This window comes from Aliidiomarina celeris (assembly GCF_003316875.1).
GTDB classification, from domain to species: Bacteria; Pseudomonadota; Gammaproteobacteria; order Enterobacterales; family Alteromonadaceae; genus Aliidiomarina; species Aliidiomarina celeris.
In genome coordinates this window covers 467886-485554 of record NZ_QMIL01000001.1, presented here as the reverse complement: position 1 = coordinate 485554, position 17669 = coordinate 467886, and the positions used below count along the sequence as shown (strand labels likewise).

Here is a 17669-nt window from a genome sequence, read left to right as displayed (position 1 = left end):
TTGGCATGATTCACCACAGAAGCTTCTGACATGGATAATTTATGAATCAAATTCAACGCGCTATCGCACTCGTTACCGCGCCTTTAGGCCTCATTTTCTTGCTCTCTGAGGCCAACGACTTGTGGAACTTAATTGTGGCCACTGGGCTGAATTGGCATCGTGCTTTTATGCCTATTGCATGGGGCATTATGCTGGGGGCGCTGGCCGGTATTGTGGGCTTGCACAAAGTGCAAAAATTCGTTTTACCTGCAACCTGGTTAAGCACCGCACTCATGACCTTCGGTGGGGTAGGCACCATCGCTATTTACTTTGAGCACCGTGCGTGGAGCCTTAGTTTACCAACCTTGTGGTTGTTTAGCTTCGGGCTTGGCGTTTATTGCTTCTTTTTATTGCAAGCGCGTTTTGCGGAAAAATACGGGAAGAGTAAATGAGCCGGCAACTGTTACTCAATGCCGATTTAGGTGAAAGCTTTGGTGCCTGGCGCATGGGTAACGACGAAGCGCTTATGCCGCTCATTGACTGCGCCAATATTGCCACTGGCTTTCATGCGTCTGATCCCCTCACTATGAGCCGCACTGTGGCTCTTGCCGCGCAACATCGCGTGCAGATTGGTGCTCACCCTGCTTATCCTGATAAAGAGGGCTTTGGCCGTCGCTCCATGGCTTGTAGCGCCGAAGAAATTACCGCCATGGTGTGCTACCAAATTGGTGCGATCGCCGGTATGTGTCGAGCGCACGGCTCTGTGCTTTCATACGTAAAGCCGCACGGCGCGCTTTATAACGACATGATGAATAACGCCACGGTATTTGCTGCCGTGTTGCAGGGCATTACTGATTTTGATCCAAGCCTGCCCTGTATGGTGTTGGCCACTCCCGAGCTCGAACAGCTGCGTAGCAGAGCCGCCGAGTTTGGTTTGACCTTGTGGGGCGAAGCTTTCGCGGATCGAGCTTACACCGATGAAGGGCGTTTAATGCCGCGAACCCAAGCGGGTAGTGTGTATCACGAACGCGCACGTATTCTCGAGCAAGCACGCCAACTGGCGGAAGAAGGGCGTGTGCGCACCGTTTCAGGTAGGTCGATTGCACTTGAGGTAGAAACGCTCTGTGTGCACGGCGATAATCCTGAGTCTGTGGCCACCGTTGCCGATATTCGACAACTTTTAAAAAGGATATCCGCCGCATGAAAAAGCCGCTTCCTGAATTCTCCATCGCCGGTGTCGACGCCATTCTTGCGCAGTTTGGCGACCGCATGGATGAACAACTGCCGTTTTATTTGGCCAAGGTTCGTGAGCGGCTGCTCGATAAATACAAAGGCATTATTCGTGAAGTGGTGCCCGCCTATACCACGCTTCTTGTGTATTACGAGCCACGCGCCATTCGTCTGTATGATCTTGAGCAGTGCGTAGAGCAAGCCGCGGCAGAAGTGGCGTGGCCGATATCCATGAGCAACGCCGGCAAATTAGTGGAAGTTCCAGTGTGTTATGGCGGCGACTTTGGACCTGAGCTAACCCGTGTTGCAGCGCAGGCGAAGCTTTCTGAAGCACAAGTGATCGAACTTCATAGTGAGGTTGAGTATCAAGTAGCTGCACTAGGTTTTGCGCCCGGTTTTGCCTATTTAAGTGGCTTGCATGAGAAGTTGATTACGCCGCGCTTGGAAACGCCGCGCAAGAAGGTACCCGCCGGTAGTTTAGGTATCGCGGGTGCACAAACAGCAGTTTACCCATTTGCGGGGCCGGGTGGCTGGAACCTTATTGGCCGCGCTGCCATGCGCTGGTTTAACCCGCGCCCAGAACTTGCGAGCGATGCCATGACCCCCGTAGAAGTAGGCGATCGTGTGCGCTTTAAACCGGTGTCGGCAGAAACGTTGAACGCCTTATTGCGCTGTAGTGAGGAGAATTAAGCATGAAAACTGGATTATTAGTGATCAAGCCGGGTATTCATGCTGTTGTTCAAGATCAAGGGCGAAATGGTTATCAACACCTTGGTGTTACCCCGGGTGGCCCTGCCGACGCCATGGCCGCAAACTGGGCTAATCGTTTGCTGGGCAACGCTCCGGGCACTGCGCTTATTGAAATAACAGCGGGCGGAACCGAGTTTGAATGCCAAACGCAGAGCATGATCTCGATAACCGGCGGCGACTTGAATTTAACACTGAATGGCAAACCACAAATTCCATGGCGCAGCTTTTGGGTGCGCCAAGGCGATCGCTTGAAGTTTGGTTATCCTCGCCATGGATTCCGCGCTTATGTGAGTGTGCAAGGTGGCTTTCAGTTGCCGCAAACGCTAGGAAGTTGCGCAACGGTATTAAGAGACGGGTTAGGTGGGTTGCACGGCGACGGCGAGCGTTTGAGAAAACACGACTTTTTACCTTGTGCACATTTAACCGAAGAGGGCATAGCGCGGCAAATACCCGAGCTTTATTTACCAGACTACAATGCACCACTCAGTTTGCAATTGATTCCTGGCTATCAGCAACATCAGTTCAGTAAGGCAAGTTGGCAAACGCTATGGGACAACGAGTACGAACTACTACCAGAAAGCGACAGCATGGGGGCGCGTTTGTCGGGCCCTGCGTTGAGTATTCCTGAGGGAAACTTGTTGTCTGAAGGGGTTTGTTACGGCGCTGTGCAAGTGCCGGGTAATGGCCAACCTATTGTGTTATTACAACAACGACAAACATTGGGCGGCTATCCGAAACTCGGTGCTATTTTACCGTTATCGGGTTATGAGCTGGCGCAACGAGCGCCGGGTACAAAAGTACGCTTCCAACCTATCAATATCACCAATGCGCAGCAACAAATGCGCCGTTATTTGCGCTTTTTCGGCTTGTAAGCGTTGGCGTTTATTGCGATCATAGCCGCCACAATTCGACCCGCCGTGGTTGTAGTAGCGAATGGAGAAAACAGGAAATGACCGAGAGCGGTGCGCGCCCGAGCAATTTTATCCGGAAAATTATTGACGCAGATTTAGCGTCTGGAAAACACTCAGAAGTTCACACGCGTTTTCCACCCGAGCCCAATGGTTATTTGCACATTGGCCATGCAAAATCTATTGTTTTGAACTTTGGTATTGCAGAAGACTACCAAGGCACTTGTAACCTGCGTTTCGACGACACTAACCCGCTCAAAGAAAGCTTAGAGTATGTGAGTGCCATTAAAGACGACGTACGCTGGCTCGGTTATGAATGGAGTGGCGAGCCCCGGTATTCCTCGAGCTACTTCGACGCATTGCATGGTTTTGCCATTGAGCTTATTGAAAAGGGTTTGGCATACGTTGATTTCTCGTCGCAGGACGACATTCGTGCCATGCGTGGCACATTAACAGCGCCTGGTCAGAATAGCCCTTATCGCGACACGCCAGTACAAGACAACCTCGACGCCTTTGCTCGTATGACCGCCGGCGAATACAAAGAAGGCGAGTGTTCATTGCGGGCGAAAATTGACATGGCGTCGCCCTTTATGTGTATGCGCGATCCTGTGATTTATCGCATTCGTCACGTACATCATCACCAAACCGGTGACAAATGGTGTGTGTACCCCATGTATGATTTCACGCACTGTATTTCTGATGCACTTGAAGGGATCACCCATTCACTCTGTACCTTAGAGTTTCAAGACAACCGCCGCTTGTACGACTGGGTGTTAGATAATATTTCTATCGACTGTCATCCACAGCAGATCGAGTTTTCTCGGTTGAACCTCGAATACACGGTAATGAGTAAGCGCAAGCTCAACGAGCTGGTAACAGAGCAGCACGTAGCGGGCTGGGACGACCCTCGCATGCCTACAATTGCAGGATTACGTCGGCGCGGTTACACACCTGCAGCCATTCGTGAATTCGCGCACCGCATTGGTGTGACTAAAATGGACAACATGGTGGAAATGGGTGTGCTTGAGTCTTGTATTCGAGACGATTTGAACACCAACGCGCCCCGCGCCATGGCGGTTTTAGAGCCGGTGCGCGTGGTCATTGAAAATTACCCAGAAAACCAGCATGAAATGCTGGTTGCGCCAAATCATCCCAATGACGAGTCGCTAGGCAGCCGGCAGGTGCCCTTTAGTGGTGTGCTCTATATTGAGCGGGAAGACTTCCGCGAAGAAGCGAATAAGAAATTTAAGCGCTTGGTTTTGGGTAAAGAAGTTCGCTTGCGTAACGCCTATGTGATTAAAGCTGAGCGTGTGGAAAAAGACGAAGCGGGTGAAATTCAAACCATTTACTGCAGTTACGACGCCGACACTTTAGGGCAAGATCCAGCAGACGGTCGCAAGGTAAAGGGCGTGATTCACTGGGTATCAGTACCGCATGCGTTGCCGGCAGAGATTCGTTTGTATGATCGTTTGTTCCAAGTTCCTAATCCCGGCGCAGCAGAAACCTTGGCGGAAAGCCTCAATCCGGAGTCTCTGGTGGTGGTAGAAGGCTATGTTGAGCCTTCGCTTGCAGACGCCGAGCCGGGCAAGGGCATTCAGTTTGAGCGGGTAGGCTACTTCTGCCGCGATTCCAAAGACGGTACGGAGAACACCTTGGTGTTCAACCGTACTGTGGGGTTACGCGACAGTTGGGCCAAGATGGAAGCGCAAGACGCTTAATAGCGTTTCGCCGATCTGCTTCGATAAGGAGTGGGGCGGTCGCTATTCTGCGGTCATTGGGATTTCGTGTGCAGGCACGCTCGAGCCATCCATGGGCGCTCCTCTTCCGGCATCCATGCCTCCACAGGGCCTGCCCCCGAAATGCCCAACGCCCACAGGCGACCTCTGAATTCGGACTCAATCGCTTCGACAGATTCCTGTTGGCGCTGCCGGTACGGGTTACGCGTACGAAAAGGCAGCGCTGACCTCGAAAGTTGTTGGCGTGCCCCGGGGAGCCTTTGCAACATCTGCTTCGATAAGGAGTCGGGCGGTCGCTATTCTGCGGTCATTGGGATTTCGTGTGCAGGCACGCTCGAGCCATCCATGGGCGCTCCTCTTCCGGCATCCATGCCTCCACAGGGCCTGCCCCCGAAATGCCCAACGCCCACAGGCGACCTTTGAACTCGAATTCAGTGCTTCGACAGGTTCAGATATGAACGCTCCAAGCAACCTCGTAGGCGTCAGCACCGCCGCGCGGCATTGCCGCGCATACAGGATTTATTTCTCTGCGAGAAAGCGGTCGATTAATTTTGCACCGTAAAGGCGAGACGGGGTGTAAAAACCGGGCTTGAGTTGGTTACGCAACACGTAGATTGCAAGCTCTACTGCGCCACGGGCCGTAAGCGTATAGCCGTTCAGCACTTTTTCCCGTAATACAATGGTTTCGCCTTGGGCGTTGCTAATTTCACCCCACACCCACGTTGCGTTTTTGTCGCGCTCTTTTTGTTCGGGCCCCGCTGGTTGCTTGTCAATTTTCTTGCTCATAAAGTTTTGTACGAAACCAAAACCGAGCGCCCAACGGAACCAGTTCAAACGTTTCAGACTTTTTACCAGCTTAGGGCTGGCCGGAATGTACACCTCAATATTGGGAACACCCGTAGTGTAGTAGGCTGTGGACACGTCGCCCCACGGAATTGTCATGGCAAGTTTCGAACCGTCGCCAAAGTTAATGGTGTCGGTTTTATAGGCGAGTGGCACATTCACAATCTTGCCGTCTTTGCGCACGGCTCCACCCTCTGCTAAACGGCGCACACTGGTTTTGCTGGTGCCTCGGCTCATTCGAGAGCGCGAGTCGAAACCGAGACGAAGGTGGGTTGCGTTCGGCATTTGCGACTTCAAACGCGCCGCAATGCAGTCGGTGGGAATCACGTCAAAGCCCACACCTGGGCATACTACAATGCCGGCCTGCTCGGCTTCTTTGCGGAGCGAGTGGGCGAGTTCAAAAACCGAGAGTTCACCGGTAATGTCGAGGTAATGCGTGCCGGTGGCAATACAGCCTTTGATCATCGGTTCAGCCGTGATTTCAAAGGGCCCCGCACAATGTACAACAAGATCAATATCGACCAAATGCTTTTCAATTTCGTCTGGGTTTAGCGCAAAAACACGGGCTTCTAGGCTTACGCGCTCAGCCAATTCGCGCGTTTTCTGTGCATCGCGACCGGCAAGAATAGGCGTGTATCCCATACGCTTTGCATAGTGAGTGATGAGTTCGCCGGTGTAACCGTAAGCGCCGTAGATCATCCATTTCATGATTAAATTCCTACTCTATGGTGTTCTGCATCTTCTGTGTTGTATTCACAGGTTTCTGCGTTCTTGCACTCACCATATAGATACAGGCTGTGGTTGGTAAGTTCAATATTATGCTCGGCGGCAACACTGAGTTGGCGTTGTTCAATTACATCGTCTTCAAATTCAATAACGCGTCCGCAAGTAAGGCAAACTAAGTGGTCATGATGATTTTTCTTGCTCAGTTCAAAAACCGAACGGCCGCCCTCGAAATGATGGCGAGTCACAATGCCAGCGTCGTCGAATTGGTTCAGCACGCGGTAAACGGTGGCTAAGCCTACCTCTTCACCTTTGTCGAGGAGGATTTTAAACACGTCTTCGGCGCTAATGTGCTGATGGTCTGGGTTTTTGAGTACCTCAAGAACACGTAAACGGGGCGACGTAACCTTCAACCCAGCTTTTTTTAACTGATCATCATTGGTTGCCATGAGCCTTCTCTTCTTCTCTTTAATGATATTGAATTATAGGCACAAGCCTAAAAGAAAAGCATGCTTATTCAGCAGTGCTTCACGCTAACTCGTCGAGCATCATTTCTTCGCGAAGTTGTGCACACCAAGCGGTAACGCGTTCTTTTGTTAGCTCGGGTTGGCGGTCTTCGTCAATTCCTAATCCCACAAAGTGGCTGCTGTCGGCAAGGCCTTTCGACGCTTCAAAATGATAACTTTCTGTTGGCCAATGGCCAATAATGATTCCGCCACGGGCTTCAACGATGTCGCGCACCATGCCCATGGCATCGAGGAAGTATTCTGCATAGTCTTCTTGGTCACCACAGCCAAAAATAGCCACGAGTTTGTCGGTAAAATCAATTTGCTCAAACTCAGGAAAGAAGTCGTCCCAGTCACATTGGGCTTCTCCGTAGTACCATGTGGGAATACCAAACAATAAAAGATCATACTCAGCAATGTCTTCTTTGCTTGATTTCGCGATGTCTTTTACATCGATTAAGTGTTTCCCAAGTTCTTTTTGAATCATCTGCGCGACGGCTTCGGTATTGCCTGTGTCGCTACCAAAAAAGAGTCCAACTGTAGCCATTGTGTTTCCACCTTTCCTGCGTACTACGGTGCTTGCGATTAGTGTATGTTCGCTTCCACCACGAATTGAATAATACCTTTTGCGATAAACCCGGCCATGCCAAGAAACAAGACCAACCAGACGAAAAACCGACCAAAGGGAGGCACATCCCCTTTTTTTAGTACGTCTTGAATGGCTAATCCGATGAGTAGAAAAAGTACCGCAATCGCAAAATTAGTCATTAGGGATTCGATTTGTTCGAGATTGTCGCCGAACATGCTTCTGCTCCTATGCACAAAGCCAGAAAATTAGTGGCGCTATATTAGCACAAGGCTGAATTATTCTCATCTAGAAAACGAGAAACTAAACCGTTAAAAACGTTCGGTTTTTCAGCGTGTAACCAATGCCCGACACCTTCCATGGTTTTGGCTTCGGCCTTGGGAAAGCGCTGCAGAATCGCCTTACGGTGGCTACTTTGGATATAGTCTGAGTTACCGCCACGGATAAAGAGTACCGGCCCATTGTATTCGCCTTCCTCGGTAGGCGAGCCAATTAAGTCGGGATAACAACGCTCGAGCGCGGTTAAATTCATCCGCCAGCACCAATCATTGCTGTCTTGCTTGCGAAGATTTTTCAGTAAAAACTGCCGCACACCTGCTTCCGAGATTGACTTGGCTAACTGTTGGTCTGCGTCTTTACGGCTCTTCACGGCTGTTAAATCAACACCGCAAAGGGCTTCAATAATAGTGCTGTGGCGGGCGTCGTAGGCTACCGGAGCAATGTCAGCAACAATAAGGCTGCTCACTCGGCCGCTATGACGAAGCGCTATTTCCATGGCAATTTTGCCACCCATGGAATGACCAAGAAAGTGGGCGGAGTCAATTTGCTCTTTGTCGAGAACCGCTAACACATCGTTTGCCATGTCTTGGAAGGACATGGTGTCAGCCCAAGGTGATTGGCCGTGATTTCGCACATCGAGGTTAATTACGCGGTAGTGCTCGTTGAGTGCGCGGCTTATACTCTTCAAATTGTCGAGATCGCCAAACAAGCCGTGGATCAGCACCACCACTGGGGCTGTGTCTAGACCAGAAACTTCATAATTTAAATTCATGTTTGCTCCTTAATAGTCGCTTAATTGTTGCGTAAGTGCATGCTGCGGTGCAAACCTTTCTCGGCTTGGTTATAATGCGTGGCATCGGTTTGAGGTTGTGTGCGGTGTTTAAAGCCCACACCATAAAAATAAGAAGACACATTATGAAACGGATAGACATAGACGACGAGCTTTATCGCTATATTGCCTCACACACTCAATTTATTGGTGAAAGTGCTTCCGACATACTGCGGCGCTTACTGGATTTGAGCCCAACGGCTATTGCTGAAAGCGCGGTGTCAGAGCCCGAGCCTACCACAGCCGTTGCTGTTACATGTCCGGAAAACAGCGAAAAAGGCGTGGTTACAGAGCCCGCTCGTTCAGCAGGTGAGGAAACGAGAACAAGCAATACGCCAGAATCTGCGGTTGAAGCCGACGTAGCCGGTAAAGTTCTAGACAATATTACAGATGAAGATTTGGCTGCGCAGAAAGGCAAAGTGGGGCGTTTTCTTTATATTTTATCGGTACTGTATCGTTGTCATACAAAATCATTTCATCAGGTGCTCAATATTCGTGGTCGGGATCGCCTTTATTTTGCGACGAGCGAACAAGCATTGCTGCAGAGTGGCAAGAGTACCAATCCAAAAGAAATACCGGGGTCGGGTTTCTGGGTTATCACCAACTCGAATACCACAAAGAAAAAATCGATGTTAACGCGGGTTGCTGAAACGCTAGGTTATAGCGCTGCCGAAGCTGAAAAAATTAGGGATTATTTATAATGAGCAAACATCCGCGTGCGGGCCAGCCCGCAACCCATGAAGACTTGATTCATTTGCCAAGCTTAATGTCGGCTTACTATGTTATTGAGCCGAATACTCGGCGCGCCCCGCAAATGGTGAAATTTGGTACCTCAGGACACCGTGGTACTGCGACGAATGCGTCGTTTAACGAAGCGCATGTGCTGGCCATGAGCCAAGCGATTTGTGGCTACCGCGCAGAGCAGGGCATTACCGGTCCGTTAATGCTGGGTAAAGACACCCATGCATTGTCGGAAGCTGCATTTATTACGGCGTTAGAAGTTTTCATTGCGAACGGCGTTGAAGTACATGTGCAAGACGACTTAGGCTATACGCCAACCCCAGTGATAAGCCACGAAATTTTGCGCTACAACCGCGGCCGCAATTCAGGATTTGCCGATGGCGTGGTCATTACGCCGTCGCACAACCCGCCGCAAGACGGGGGTTTTAAATATAACCCACCGCACGGAGGTCCTGCCGACTCAGACGTAACCTCGGTGATTGAGAAATATGCAAATGCAATTTTAAGCAGCGAGCTGATGGGCGTAGAAGTTGTTGGCTATAAAGAAGCGCTCAAGTCGAAACGGTTAAAGCGCCAGCCTTGGGTGCAGAACTACGTTAACGATTTAGCCCAAGCTATTGATATGGAAGCTATTCGTGGCTCGAATTTGCATATAGGCGTTAATGCTATGGGCGGCGCCGGTATTGCTTACTGGCATGCGATAAAACAAACCTATGGCTTGAACCTCACTATTGTGAATGATCAGGTTGACCCGCTGTTCAGCTTTATGACGTTAGACAAAGACGGCGCTATTCGTATGGACTGCTCGTCTGCCGACGCGATGGCGTCGATGCTGAATATGAAAGACCAGTTTGACCTCGCGGTCGGCAATGACCCCGATTATGATCGCCACGGTATTGTTACCCGCGACGGCTTAATGAACCCGAATCACTATTTAGCGGTAGCAATTGATTACACCGCAAAACACCGCAACTGGCCTGAACAGGCACGAATTGGCAAAACCTTAGTATCGAGTGCCATTATTGACCGGGTGGTAGCAGGCGTTGGGCGCGAACTGATGGAAGTGCCGGTTGGCTTTAAATGGTTTGCGCAAGGCTTACACGACGCAACGGTTGCGTTTGCTGGCGAAGAAAGCGCCGGTGCGAGCTTCCTTGATATGCAGGGGCAGCCCTTTAGTACTGATAAAGACGGCTTTTTGCTGACCTTATTAGCTGCTGAAATTCAGGCCAAAACAGGTAAAAGCCCCAGTGCTTATTATGCTGAACTGGAAAACCAATACGGCAAATCGTTTTATGCGCGGCTTGACTGTGCGGCAAGCCGCGAAGAAATGGAAGCCTTTGCTGCACTCACTACAGCTGTGCCTGAACTGGAAGAGTTGGCCGGTGAAAAGGTGCTAGCGCGCTTAACAACGGCGCCTGGTAATAATGCCGCTTTTGGCGGTGTGAAAGTGGTGACCGAAAATGGATGGTTTGCGGCACGGCCATCGGGTACCGAGCCGGTCTACAAAATTTACGCAGAAAGCTTAAAAAGCGCTGAACACCTCAGCGCAATTCAAACGCAAGCCCAAGCGCTTATTGTGAGCTGGCTAAATGGCTAAGGCTCTTTCTCTAACGGAGGGCCGGTAACCACGGTTGCCTTCTCTTCGTTCTCTTCCTCTTGTGCCTCGTCCACCATCGAATAAAGAATCTCCTCAGACGTTTGCGCGGGCGCCAATGCGGCAAAAGGTGAATGCCCTTGTGCGTCTGGTCGTTTGCGTTGTGTCATACGGTACAGCGCATAACAGGCAACAATGGCCGACAATGCCGACATCAACAGAAAGAAATAGTTAATAGCGCCGAATTGCATCATGGCGGCCACAGACGGTGCGCCAATAACGGCGCCAACGCCCCCAACTTTTATGATGGCGCCCGTAGCCGCGATCATTTGGTCGTGTTCTAAAAAGTCGTTGGTGTGTGCCATGGACAGCGAATAAAGCGGCAAAAGGCTTGCGCCTAATCCGCCCATGGCGACAAACACCAGCCACGGATACGCGCCTGACAAATTGGCGAGTATTAAAGCAATAATAGCACCACTGGCGGCGCAGCCGGCGAGCACTGCACGCCTGTCGAAACGGTCGGAGAGCAGACCAATGGGCGTTTGTGCGAGTAAGCCGCCAAGAATAAACGACGCCATAAAAAAGGTAACTTGCGATACGGTTAAGCCAAGATGAATGGCGTACACAGGGCCAACACCATAGAACATGGCGTAGCAGGCTTGAATAATAAATGCCGTGGCTATACCCAGTGGTGCCTGTTCAATTAAAAACTTCAATGATACTTTTTTCGGCTCGTGGGTTGTGGGCTCAACCGTAACGCTGGCTAAAATAGGTACCAAAGACAGGTTGATAAGCAGGGCAATAATAGCAAAAGGCACAAAAGTGCCCGGATCGGCAACACTCAGCACCAACTGCCCGGTAATAAGCCCGCCATAAATAAGTACCATGTAAACCGACAACATTGCGCCGCGGTTTTTATTGTCGGCCATAGTGTTGAGCCAACCTTCGGCGATAACGAACATGGCCGACAGGGCAAAACCACTGAGGAAACGCATTAAAAACCAAACCACAGGGTTAATCCAAATGGACTGCATAAGCACGGCAATAGTTGCCAGAGCGGCCAAACCACCGAACGCACGAATATAGCCCACGCGGCGAATATCTTTCGGCGCACGGGTAGTGCCAAACAAGAAGCCAAGAAAATAGGCCGACATAATAATACCGGTGGTAAGGGTTGAGAAACCCTCAATAGTGGCACGCAAACTCAGCAGGGTACTGGTCATGCCCACGCACAGGCCAATGAGTGTCATAGTGGAGAGTAACGAGCTGACCGAGCGAATTTGTTGTCGAAGCATGGCGTACCTAAAAACGCAAAAAAGAATAATCCGTACTTTAACAGGTGAACGCTTATTCAGCCAGAATCTCTGGGAATTCGAGGATATGCACGAGATTTCCACAGGTTATAACTTGCTCAAGCGGGGGGCGGTGGTTATCATCAATGCATGTCGGTTAATTTGAGACTTTAAATGATAAATAACCCGTTGCGTGTATGGTTGCACGCATGTTTTTTTGCGCTTGCTTTTTGCCTTGCATCGCTGCCAAGTTTGGCGCAAGAAAACTCAGAGCGCGAGAGCGCAATGGCGCGTTTACTGCAGGCTAACGTGCCAGTAGAGTCACAAGCACGCAGTGAACGAGACAGGGCAACACGAGCGGGTTTTGCGGAAGTTCTCGTTCGCCTTTCTGGCCATACTGAAACGCTAGAACGTGAAGGTGTAGCTGGCGCCTTACGAAACGCTAATGACTATGTCATTCAATTTTCTTATCGCAGCGAGCAGGGGCAGCGTTACTTGCAAGTGAGCTTTAATGAAGAGCGCACCTTAGGGTTATTGCAACAAGCGCAGGCATCGATTTGGAGTGCGCGCCGGCCAGAACTTATGGTGTGGATTGCTCAGGCCACAAATTCCGGCTTGGAATTTGTAGGGCAAGATACCGATCCAGAGTTTGTTGCCGCATTGAGTGAGCAGGGTACGAAGCGTGGTTTAGTGCTCAACACGCCATTGCTCGACTTAACAGACCGTATGGTATTAAGTGCGAATGACGTATGGGGGCGATTCGAGGCGCCTGTGCTTGAAGCTAATCGTCGCTACCCTGCAAATGGTGCGGTAATGGTGCGGTTAATACCAAGCGTAACAGCTACTCCATTAGTTGAAGAGGGTATGCTGCAAACCGAAAGCATGGCCGTTGAAGCAAGCCCAATGCCAAGCCGTGCAGAGTGGACCGTGGTGATTGGCGAGTTTCGAAGCTCGGGTGAGGTGAGTGCACCCACAGAGAGTGAGCTTGCAGTGGCGCTAGCTAACCAAATAACTGAGCAGGTGGCGCGCGAGTATGCGGTTAGTTTTGCGCAGAGCGCTAATCAATACGTCGACATTCGGATTCTCAATGTCGACAGCTTGCAAAAGGTTGTAGCGGTTGAACAACTGCTGCAAGATCTTGGCCCGGTATTGAAAGTAACCATGGTGCGTTATCATCAGGGAACTTCTGAGTTTTCGCTTTATGTTGCCGGAGGTGCCGAACGTGTTGCGCAAGCACTTGAATTAGAGCGTAGGCTACAGCGTATTCAAGACCCTTGGAGTATGCGTGAAACAGACATTCTGGAGTATCGATGGTTGCGCTGAAACAAACCAAGCAACTCACCTTACCGGTTCAACTTCCGAGTTCTGCACAGTTTTCTTACTTTGTTGCGGGCAGCAACGCCGCGGCAGTTGAGTATTTAGCCACGCCAAGAGGTGAAGCCGGTTTCGCACATACGGCCGTCTATGGTGGCAAAGGTGTCGGTAAAACCCACTTACTGTGTGCGGTTACCGAGCAAGCGAATACCGAAGGCTTGGTGTCTATGTATGTGCCCATGCGAGACGCCGTGTTGCAAGGCCACCCCCAGTTGCTTGAGGGGCTCGAGAATTGTCATGTACTTGCGCTCGACGACATTCATGAGGCAGCGCACTCAAAAGAATGGAATTTGGCACTTTTTGCACTGATTAATCGCTTTATCGACAAGCGCAGTGGCCATTTAGTGTGGAGTGCAAGCGAAAGTGCGCATCAATTGCCAATGCAGCTCGCGGATTTGCGCTCTCGATTACAAGCCGCCACTGCGTTCGTGATTCATCCGTTGCAAGACAATGACAAGCAGCTTGCGTTACGCCAGCACGCACAGTCGCGTGGGCTGGTACTCAGTGGCGAAGTTGCTGATTACATGTTAAGTCGTTTACCACGTACCATGCCAAGTTTAATGGGTACACTTGAACAGCTCGACGCGGCGTCCATGCGTGAGCAAAGACGCCTAACTGTACCCTTCGTGAAGCAGATTCTCGGGCTATAATCCCGGCTTTCAGCGGCCTCCAGCATTTCCCATTTGTTTTTTCAAACTTAAACCGAGCTCGCGACCGCGATAGCGAGCATAGTAGGTTGCACCAATAAACGCGCCAGTGGTTAGTACTATTTCAATGGCGGCAAAGTACCATTGGTGCCAATGCGTGTAGAGCGTGGTAAACCCGTGCAGGAAGTAAATCATAAGAATAAAATTCGCCCACGCGTGGGTGTATGGGTTGCCCTGTAAAATACCTTTAAGCGGAAAAAGTAATGGGGTAACGAACATGACCAATGCCATACCGACAGGTAAAAACTCACTGGGTGATAATAGGGTTTTTAATACAATCACGTAGAGCAGTAGAGCAGGATAACAAACCAAGGTTAAGCGCCGATAAAACTGAGAATCAGTGGGGAGTGCCTTAAACAATGATTTCATTTAAATAATTTCCAAAACAGCTTCAGGTGGCCGACCAATGCGGGCTTGATTACCCACCACTACAATGGGTCGCTCTATTAATTTAGGGTGCGTAACCATAAGCTCAATGAGCTCGCGCTCAGAACCGCTAAAATTCTTTAAGTTTAATTCTTTGAATTCTTGCTCTTTGCTTCTCAACAATTCCGTAGCAGGCTTGTTTAAATAGGTCAGAATAGTGCTTAACGTATCGGCGCTTGGTGGCGTTTTCAAGTACTCGACAACCCTTGGCTTAAGTCCTTTCGCTTCAATCAGGGCGAGGGTTTCTCGGCTTTTTGAACAGCGTGGGTTGTGATAAATGGTTACTTCAGTCATGGCATAGTCTCGCGTTGTAAGGGCGCTCATTTAGCCGCGTATGTTAATGAAATTCACTCCGGTGTAAAGGAATTACCCTTTCTAGTTCCTAGTCGACACACGATTGCGCTCAGCCTCAAGTGTACGTACTTGCTCTATTCGAGCTGTGAGGCGTTGTCGTGTCGATTCTTGTTCTTCTGTGGTTTTGCTAATTGCTGTATGCAACTCCTCCACAGCGCTTTGGAAACGACCGCGTAAGGTATGCATTTCTGCCAGTGCTTCGTGTAGCTCAGTGGTTTTGCCAGCACCTTGGTGCGCTTCGTACAGCAGCTGCCATGCTACTAAATCGGTTTTATTATAGATAAGGTAGTTGTTCAGCACGCGCCGGCTGAGGTCATATTGACTCGCTGCATTGGCTGCATAAGCGAGGTTTAAGGTGACCACCTGATTGTTGGGGCGACGAATAAATTCACGCGTGAGAATATCGACGATTTCTTGGTTTCGCCCTAATTGCAGCCACGTGTCGGTAAGTGTGTCTAAATAAAATAAGTTAAGCCGGTCACTGTCGCGCAAAGGCTGAATGTAGTCTGCGGCTTGTTCGTAGTTCTCAAGCCGAAAATGAGCCAATGCCATGCCATAGTTGTTGGCCGCAATTTGATGCGGATGGCGCAAACTTCGGCGTTCCGACTGTAAATCTTGTAGTAAATCTTGCGCGCCGCGGCGAGAAAAGCGCACTCGAATTCTCATTTTGGCCAGTTCAAAATCAAGGCTGGGCGCGAGTTGCACCGCGCCGAGTTGTCGCGCTCGGTTTTGCGTGTCGGCAATTCTACTTTCAGGTAACGGGTGAGTGAGTAACATTTGCGGTGGTGTCGAGCTGTAACGGTAACGACTGGCTAAACGACCGAAAAAGCGGGGTGCTCCTTCAGGGTCAAAACCAGCGCGGTAAAGTGACGTCATGCCAATACGGTCGGCTTCGAGTTCGAACTGGCGAGTGTAGTTAATTTGCCGCTGGTACAAGCCGGCCACAGTGGCGTTAAGAGACGCAAAACCCGCTGCCGGATTGACCATGGTTAAAGCAATACTACCAATCATTTGCGCTAAGGTGAGCGTTGACGCTTGCTCAAGTCGTTCCATATTACGAGCGGTATGGCGTTGTGTAACATGTGCGATTTCGTGGCTTAAAACCGCAGCAAGTTCAGACTCGTCTTGCGCCTCTAAAACTAAGCCGGTGTGCACGCCAATATATCCACCAAGAAAAGCAAAAGCATTGAGAGAGTCGTCATACACCCAAAAAAAGGTAAATGGGTAGCGAACGTTGTCGGTGTGCATGACTAACTTGTTGCCGAGGTCGTTTAAATATTCACGCAGTACAGGATCGTCGGCAAGGGGCGCAAAATTGCGAATTTCGCGCATGTAAAAGTCGCCAAGAATTTTTTCTCGATCAATCGACATGGTCGCACCTCCCGCTACCCCAATAGCAGGAATGTCGTGGCTATGCTGGACTGCTAGCGCGGAGGAGCTTGCGCAGGCAAACGCACAAGCCGCTGAGAGCGCAGTGACACGCTGCCGCAACGTGTTGCCTCGCGCTCTTTTACCAAATGAACGACTAAATAAACGCAATTTCCTTTCCTTATTCGTTTATTAACAACTTGTCAGACCATAGTTGTAGCATTGAGGTTCCATAGTGAAAGTTATTTGATGGTATCATTCGGCCAAAGTTTGTCACAGCCTTACTCAGGCTTTCTGAGTAAACAGGAGTGTTCGATTCATGTTGGACTACTTAAAGAGTTGGTTTCAAAAACGCTTTGCCGATCCTAATACAGTTACGTTAACGCTGTTGTTAGTGATTGGGTTCAGTGTTATTGCCTTTTTTGGTGAAATATTGGCCCCTGTGTTAGTGGCGATTGCCTTAGCCTATTTATTGGAATGGCCGGTGAGTAAGCTTATGGTTGTAGGGTTAAACCGTTTGGCCGCTACCTTAATTGTGTTTAGTTTGTTTATGACAGTTGGCGTGCTGCTGGTGGTGTTTTTAGTGCCTGTGGTGTGGCAGCAAAGCCAAACGCTGTTGCAAGAACTTCCGCTGATCGCGGAAGGGTGGCAAGACCTGATGGAAAGTGCGCAAGAATATGCACCTTCGTTTATTGAAGACTACCAAATAGAGCAATTTACCCAGCAAATTAACGACCGTTTACTGGGCATCGGTCAGGGATTACTGGATCGCTCACTGAATACCATTTTTATTGTAGCCGCATTGCTTATTTACCTTATTATTGTGCCGCTACTGGTGTTTTTTATGCTGAAAGACAAAGACACCTTACTGAGCCATTTCTCGCGTGTGCTGCCAGAGCAACGCCGCCTGATTACGCAAGTGGGCCACGAAATGAATTTTCAGATAATGAACTACATTCGTGGTAAATCATTGGAGATTATTATTGTAGGCGTTGTAACTTTCGTCGTGTTTAGTTTCTTTGAGTTGCAGTACGCTGCTCTCTTAGCTACTTTGGTCGGGTTTTCGGTGTTGGTGCCTTATATAGGAGCTGCGGTAGTAACCATTCCGGTCGCGTTGGTGGGGTTGTTTCAATTCGGTATTTCGCCTACCTTGGCGTGGTTAATTGTTGCCTATTTAATTATTCAAGCGCTGGACGGTAACGTGCTGGTACCGCTCTTATTCTCCGAAGCCGTAAGCTTACACCCAGTTTATATTATTGCCTCGGTACTTATTTTTGGTGCTATATGGGGCTTCTGGGGAGTATTCTTTGCCATTCCGTTAGCAAGTTTAGTAAAAGCTGTACTCACAGCGTTCTCATCGCACCAACATGAGCACACCGAAGAACAACAGCAAACTTAGTAGAGTGGTTTGCTCATAAGAAGCAAGTGTGCACCAAGCGCCTAG

General features: G+C 49.9%; 19 protein-coding genes. 10 read left to right on the top strand and 9 right to left on the bottom strand.

Annotation, left to right across the window (positions count from 1 at the left end):
- Window positions 1-41: 41 nt before the first annotated feature.
- The 5 genes from DQW12_RS02265 to glnS all read left to right on the top strand — a co-directional run bounded on the left by DQW12_RS02265 (window position 42) and on the right by glnS (window position 4585).
- The gene (locus DQW12_RS02265) at window positions 42-431 is read left to right on the top strand and encodes a hypothetical protein (RefSeq protein WP_113906153.1); all 390 of its coding nucleotides are present in this window, start codon (window positions 42-44) and stop codon (window positions 429-431) included.
- On the top strand, window positions 428-1183 hold the full coding sequence (locus DQW12_RS02260; RefSeq protein ID WP_113906151.1) for a 5-oxoprolinase subunit PxpA: 756 nt from the start codon (window positions 428-430) through the stop codon (window positions 1181-1183). Before DQW12_RS02265 ends, DQW12_RS02260 begins: the two co-directional genes overlap by 4 nt.
- Window positions 1180-1899, top strand: coding sequence for a 5-oxoprolinase subunit PxpB (gene pxpB, locus DQW12_RS02255; protein WP_113906149.1), 720 nt, complete (start codon window positions 1180-1182; stop codon window positions 1897-1899). Before DQW12_RS02260 ends, pxpB begins: the two co-directional genes overlap by 4 nt.
- A 2-nt stretch (window positions 1900-1901) precedes the next feature.
- Complete coding sequence (locus DQW12_RS02250) at window positions 1902-2831, top strand: 5-oxoprolinase subunit C family protein (RefSeq protein WP_113906147.1); 930 nt, start codon at window positions 1902-1904, stop codon at window positions 2829-2831.
- A 77-nt stretch (window positions 2832-2908) separates the two neighbouring features.
- On the top strand, window positions 2909-4585 hold the full coding sequence (gene glnS, locus DQW12_RS02245) for a glutamine--tRNA ligase (RefSeq protein ID WP_113906145.1): 1677 nt from the start codon (window positions 2909-2911) through the stop codon (window positions 4583-4585).
- Window positions 4586-5122: 537 nt separating this feature from the next.
- On the opposite strand, the gene DQW12_RS02240 is transcribed toward glnS, so the two are convergent.
- The 5 genes from DQW12_RS02240 to DQW12_RS02220 all read right to left on the bottom strand — a co-directional run bounded on the left by DQW12_RS02240 (window position 5123) and on the right by DQW12_RS02220 (window position 8312).
- Window positions 5123-6154 (bottom strand): saccharopine dehydrogenase family protein, encoded by a 1032-nt coding sequence (locus tag DQW12_RS02240; protein ID WP_113906143.1) that lies wholly within the window; start codon window positions 6152-6154, stop codon window positions 5123-5125.
- Between the two features lie 2 nt (window positions 6155-6156).
- The gene (gene fur / locus DQW12_RS02235; RefSeq protein ID WP_113906141.1) at window positions 6157-6618 is read right to left on the bottom strand and encodes a ferric iron uptake transcriptional regulator; all 462 of its coding nucleotides are present in this window, start codon (window positions 6616-6618) and stop codon (window positions 6157-6159) included.
- A 79-nt stretch (window positions 6619-6697) separates the two neighbouring features.
- On the bottom strand, window positions 6698-7222 hold the full coding sequence (fldA, locus tag DQW12_RS02230) for a flavodoxin FldA (RefSeq protein WP_113906139.1): 525 nt from the start codon (window positions 7220-7222) through the stop codon (window positions 6698-6700).
- A gap of 38 nt (window positions 7223-7260) precedes the next feature.
- Window positions 7261-7479, bottom strand: coding sequence for a DUF2788 domain-containing protein (locus tag DQW12_RS02225; protein ID WP_113906137.1), 219 nt, complete (start codon window positions 7477-7479; stop codon window positions 7261-7263).
- Between the two features lie 44 nt (window positions 7480-7523).
- Entirely contained in the window at window positions 7524-8312 is a 789-nt protein-coding gene (locus tag DQW12_RS02220) for an alpha/beta fold hydrolase (protein WP_113906135.1), read from the bottom strand.
- A gap of 143 nt (window positions 8313-8455) precedes the next feature.
- Here DQW12_RS02220 and seqA point away from each other — a divergent pair, with 143 nt between their 5' ends.
- Window positions 8456-9070, top strand: coding sequence for a replication initiation negative regulator SeqA (seqA, locus tag DQW12_RS02215; RefSeq protein ID WP_113906133.1), 615 nt, complete (start codon window positions 8456-8458; stop codon window positions 9068-9070).
- A complete protein-coding gene (gene pgm, locus DQW12_RS02210; protein WP_113906131.1) occupies window positions 9070-10707 on the top strand; it encodes a phosphoglucomutase (alpha-D-glucose-1,6-bisphosphate-dependent) in 1638 nt (545 codons plus the stop codon). Before seqA ends, pgm begins: the two co-directional genes overlap by 1 nt.
- Here pgm and DQW12_RS02205 read toward each other — a convergent pair.
- Entirely contained in the window at window positions 10704-11999 is a 1296-nt protein-coding gene (locus tag DQW12_RS02205) for an MFS transporter (RefSeq protein WP_113906129.1), read from the bottom strand. The two genes, pgm and DQW12_RS02205, sit on opposite strands and share 4 nt — an antisense overlap.
- 249 nt (window positions 12000-12248) lie before the next feature.
- Between DQW12_RS02205 and DQW12_RS02200 the strand changes: the two genes are divergently transcribed.
- Both DQW12_RS02200 and hda read left to right on the top strand, forming a co-directional pair.
- Window positions 12249-13319, top strand: coding sequence for a DUF2066 domain-containing protein (locus DQW12_RS02200; RefSeq protein WP_198683881.1), 1071 nt, complete (start codon window positions 12249-12251; stop codon window positions 13317-13319).
- Window positions 13307-14020 (top strand): DnaA regulatory inactivator Hda, encoded by a 714-nt coding sequence (gene hda / locus DQW12_RS02195; RefSeq protein WP_113906125.1) that lies wholly within the window; start codon window positions 13307-13309, stop codon window positions 14018-14020. Before DQW12_RS02200 ends, hda begins: the two co-directional genes overlap by 13 nt.
- Before the next feature lie 9 nt (window positions 14021-14029).
- Here hda and DQW12_RS02190 read toward each other — a convergent pair whose 3' ends face one another.
- The 3 genes from DQW12_RS02190 to bepA all read right to left on the bottom strand — a co-directional run bounded on the left by DQW12_RS02190 (window position 14030) and on the right by bepA (window position 16348).
- Window positions 14030-14446 (bottom strand): DUF2069 domain-containing protein, encoded by a 417-nt coding sequence (locus tag DQW12_RS02190; protein WP_113906123.1) that lies wholly within the window; start codon window positions 14444-14446, stop codon window positions 14030-14032.
- Window positions 14447-14797, bottom strand: coding sequence for an arsenate reductase (glutaredoxin) (gene arsC / locus DQW12_RS02185; RefSeq protein WP_113906121.1), 351 nt, complete (start codon window positions 14795-14797; stop codon window positions 14447-14449).
- Between the two features lie 81 nt (window positions 14798-14878).
- Window positions 14879-16348: a beta-barrel assembly-enhancing protease gene (gene bepA / locus DQW12_RS02180; RefSeq protein ID WP_502243684.1), complete on the bottom strand. Its 1470-nt coding sequence runs from the start codon at window positions 16346-16348 to the stop codon at window positions 14879-14881.
- A 196-nt stretch (window positions 16349-16544) separates the two neighbouring features.
- Between bepA and DQW12_RS02175 the strand changes: the two genes are divergently transcribed.
- Window positions 16545-17624: an AI-2E family transporter gene (locus DQW12_RS02175; RefSeq protein ID WP_113906117.1), complete on the top strand. Its 1080-nt coding sequence runs from the start codon at window positions 16545-16547 to the stop codon at window positions 17622-17624.
- Window positions 17625-17669 lie beyond the last annotated feature (45 nt).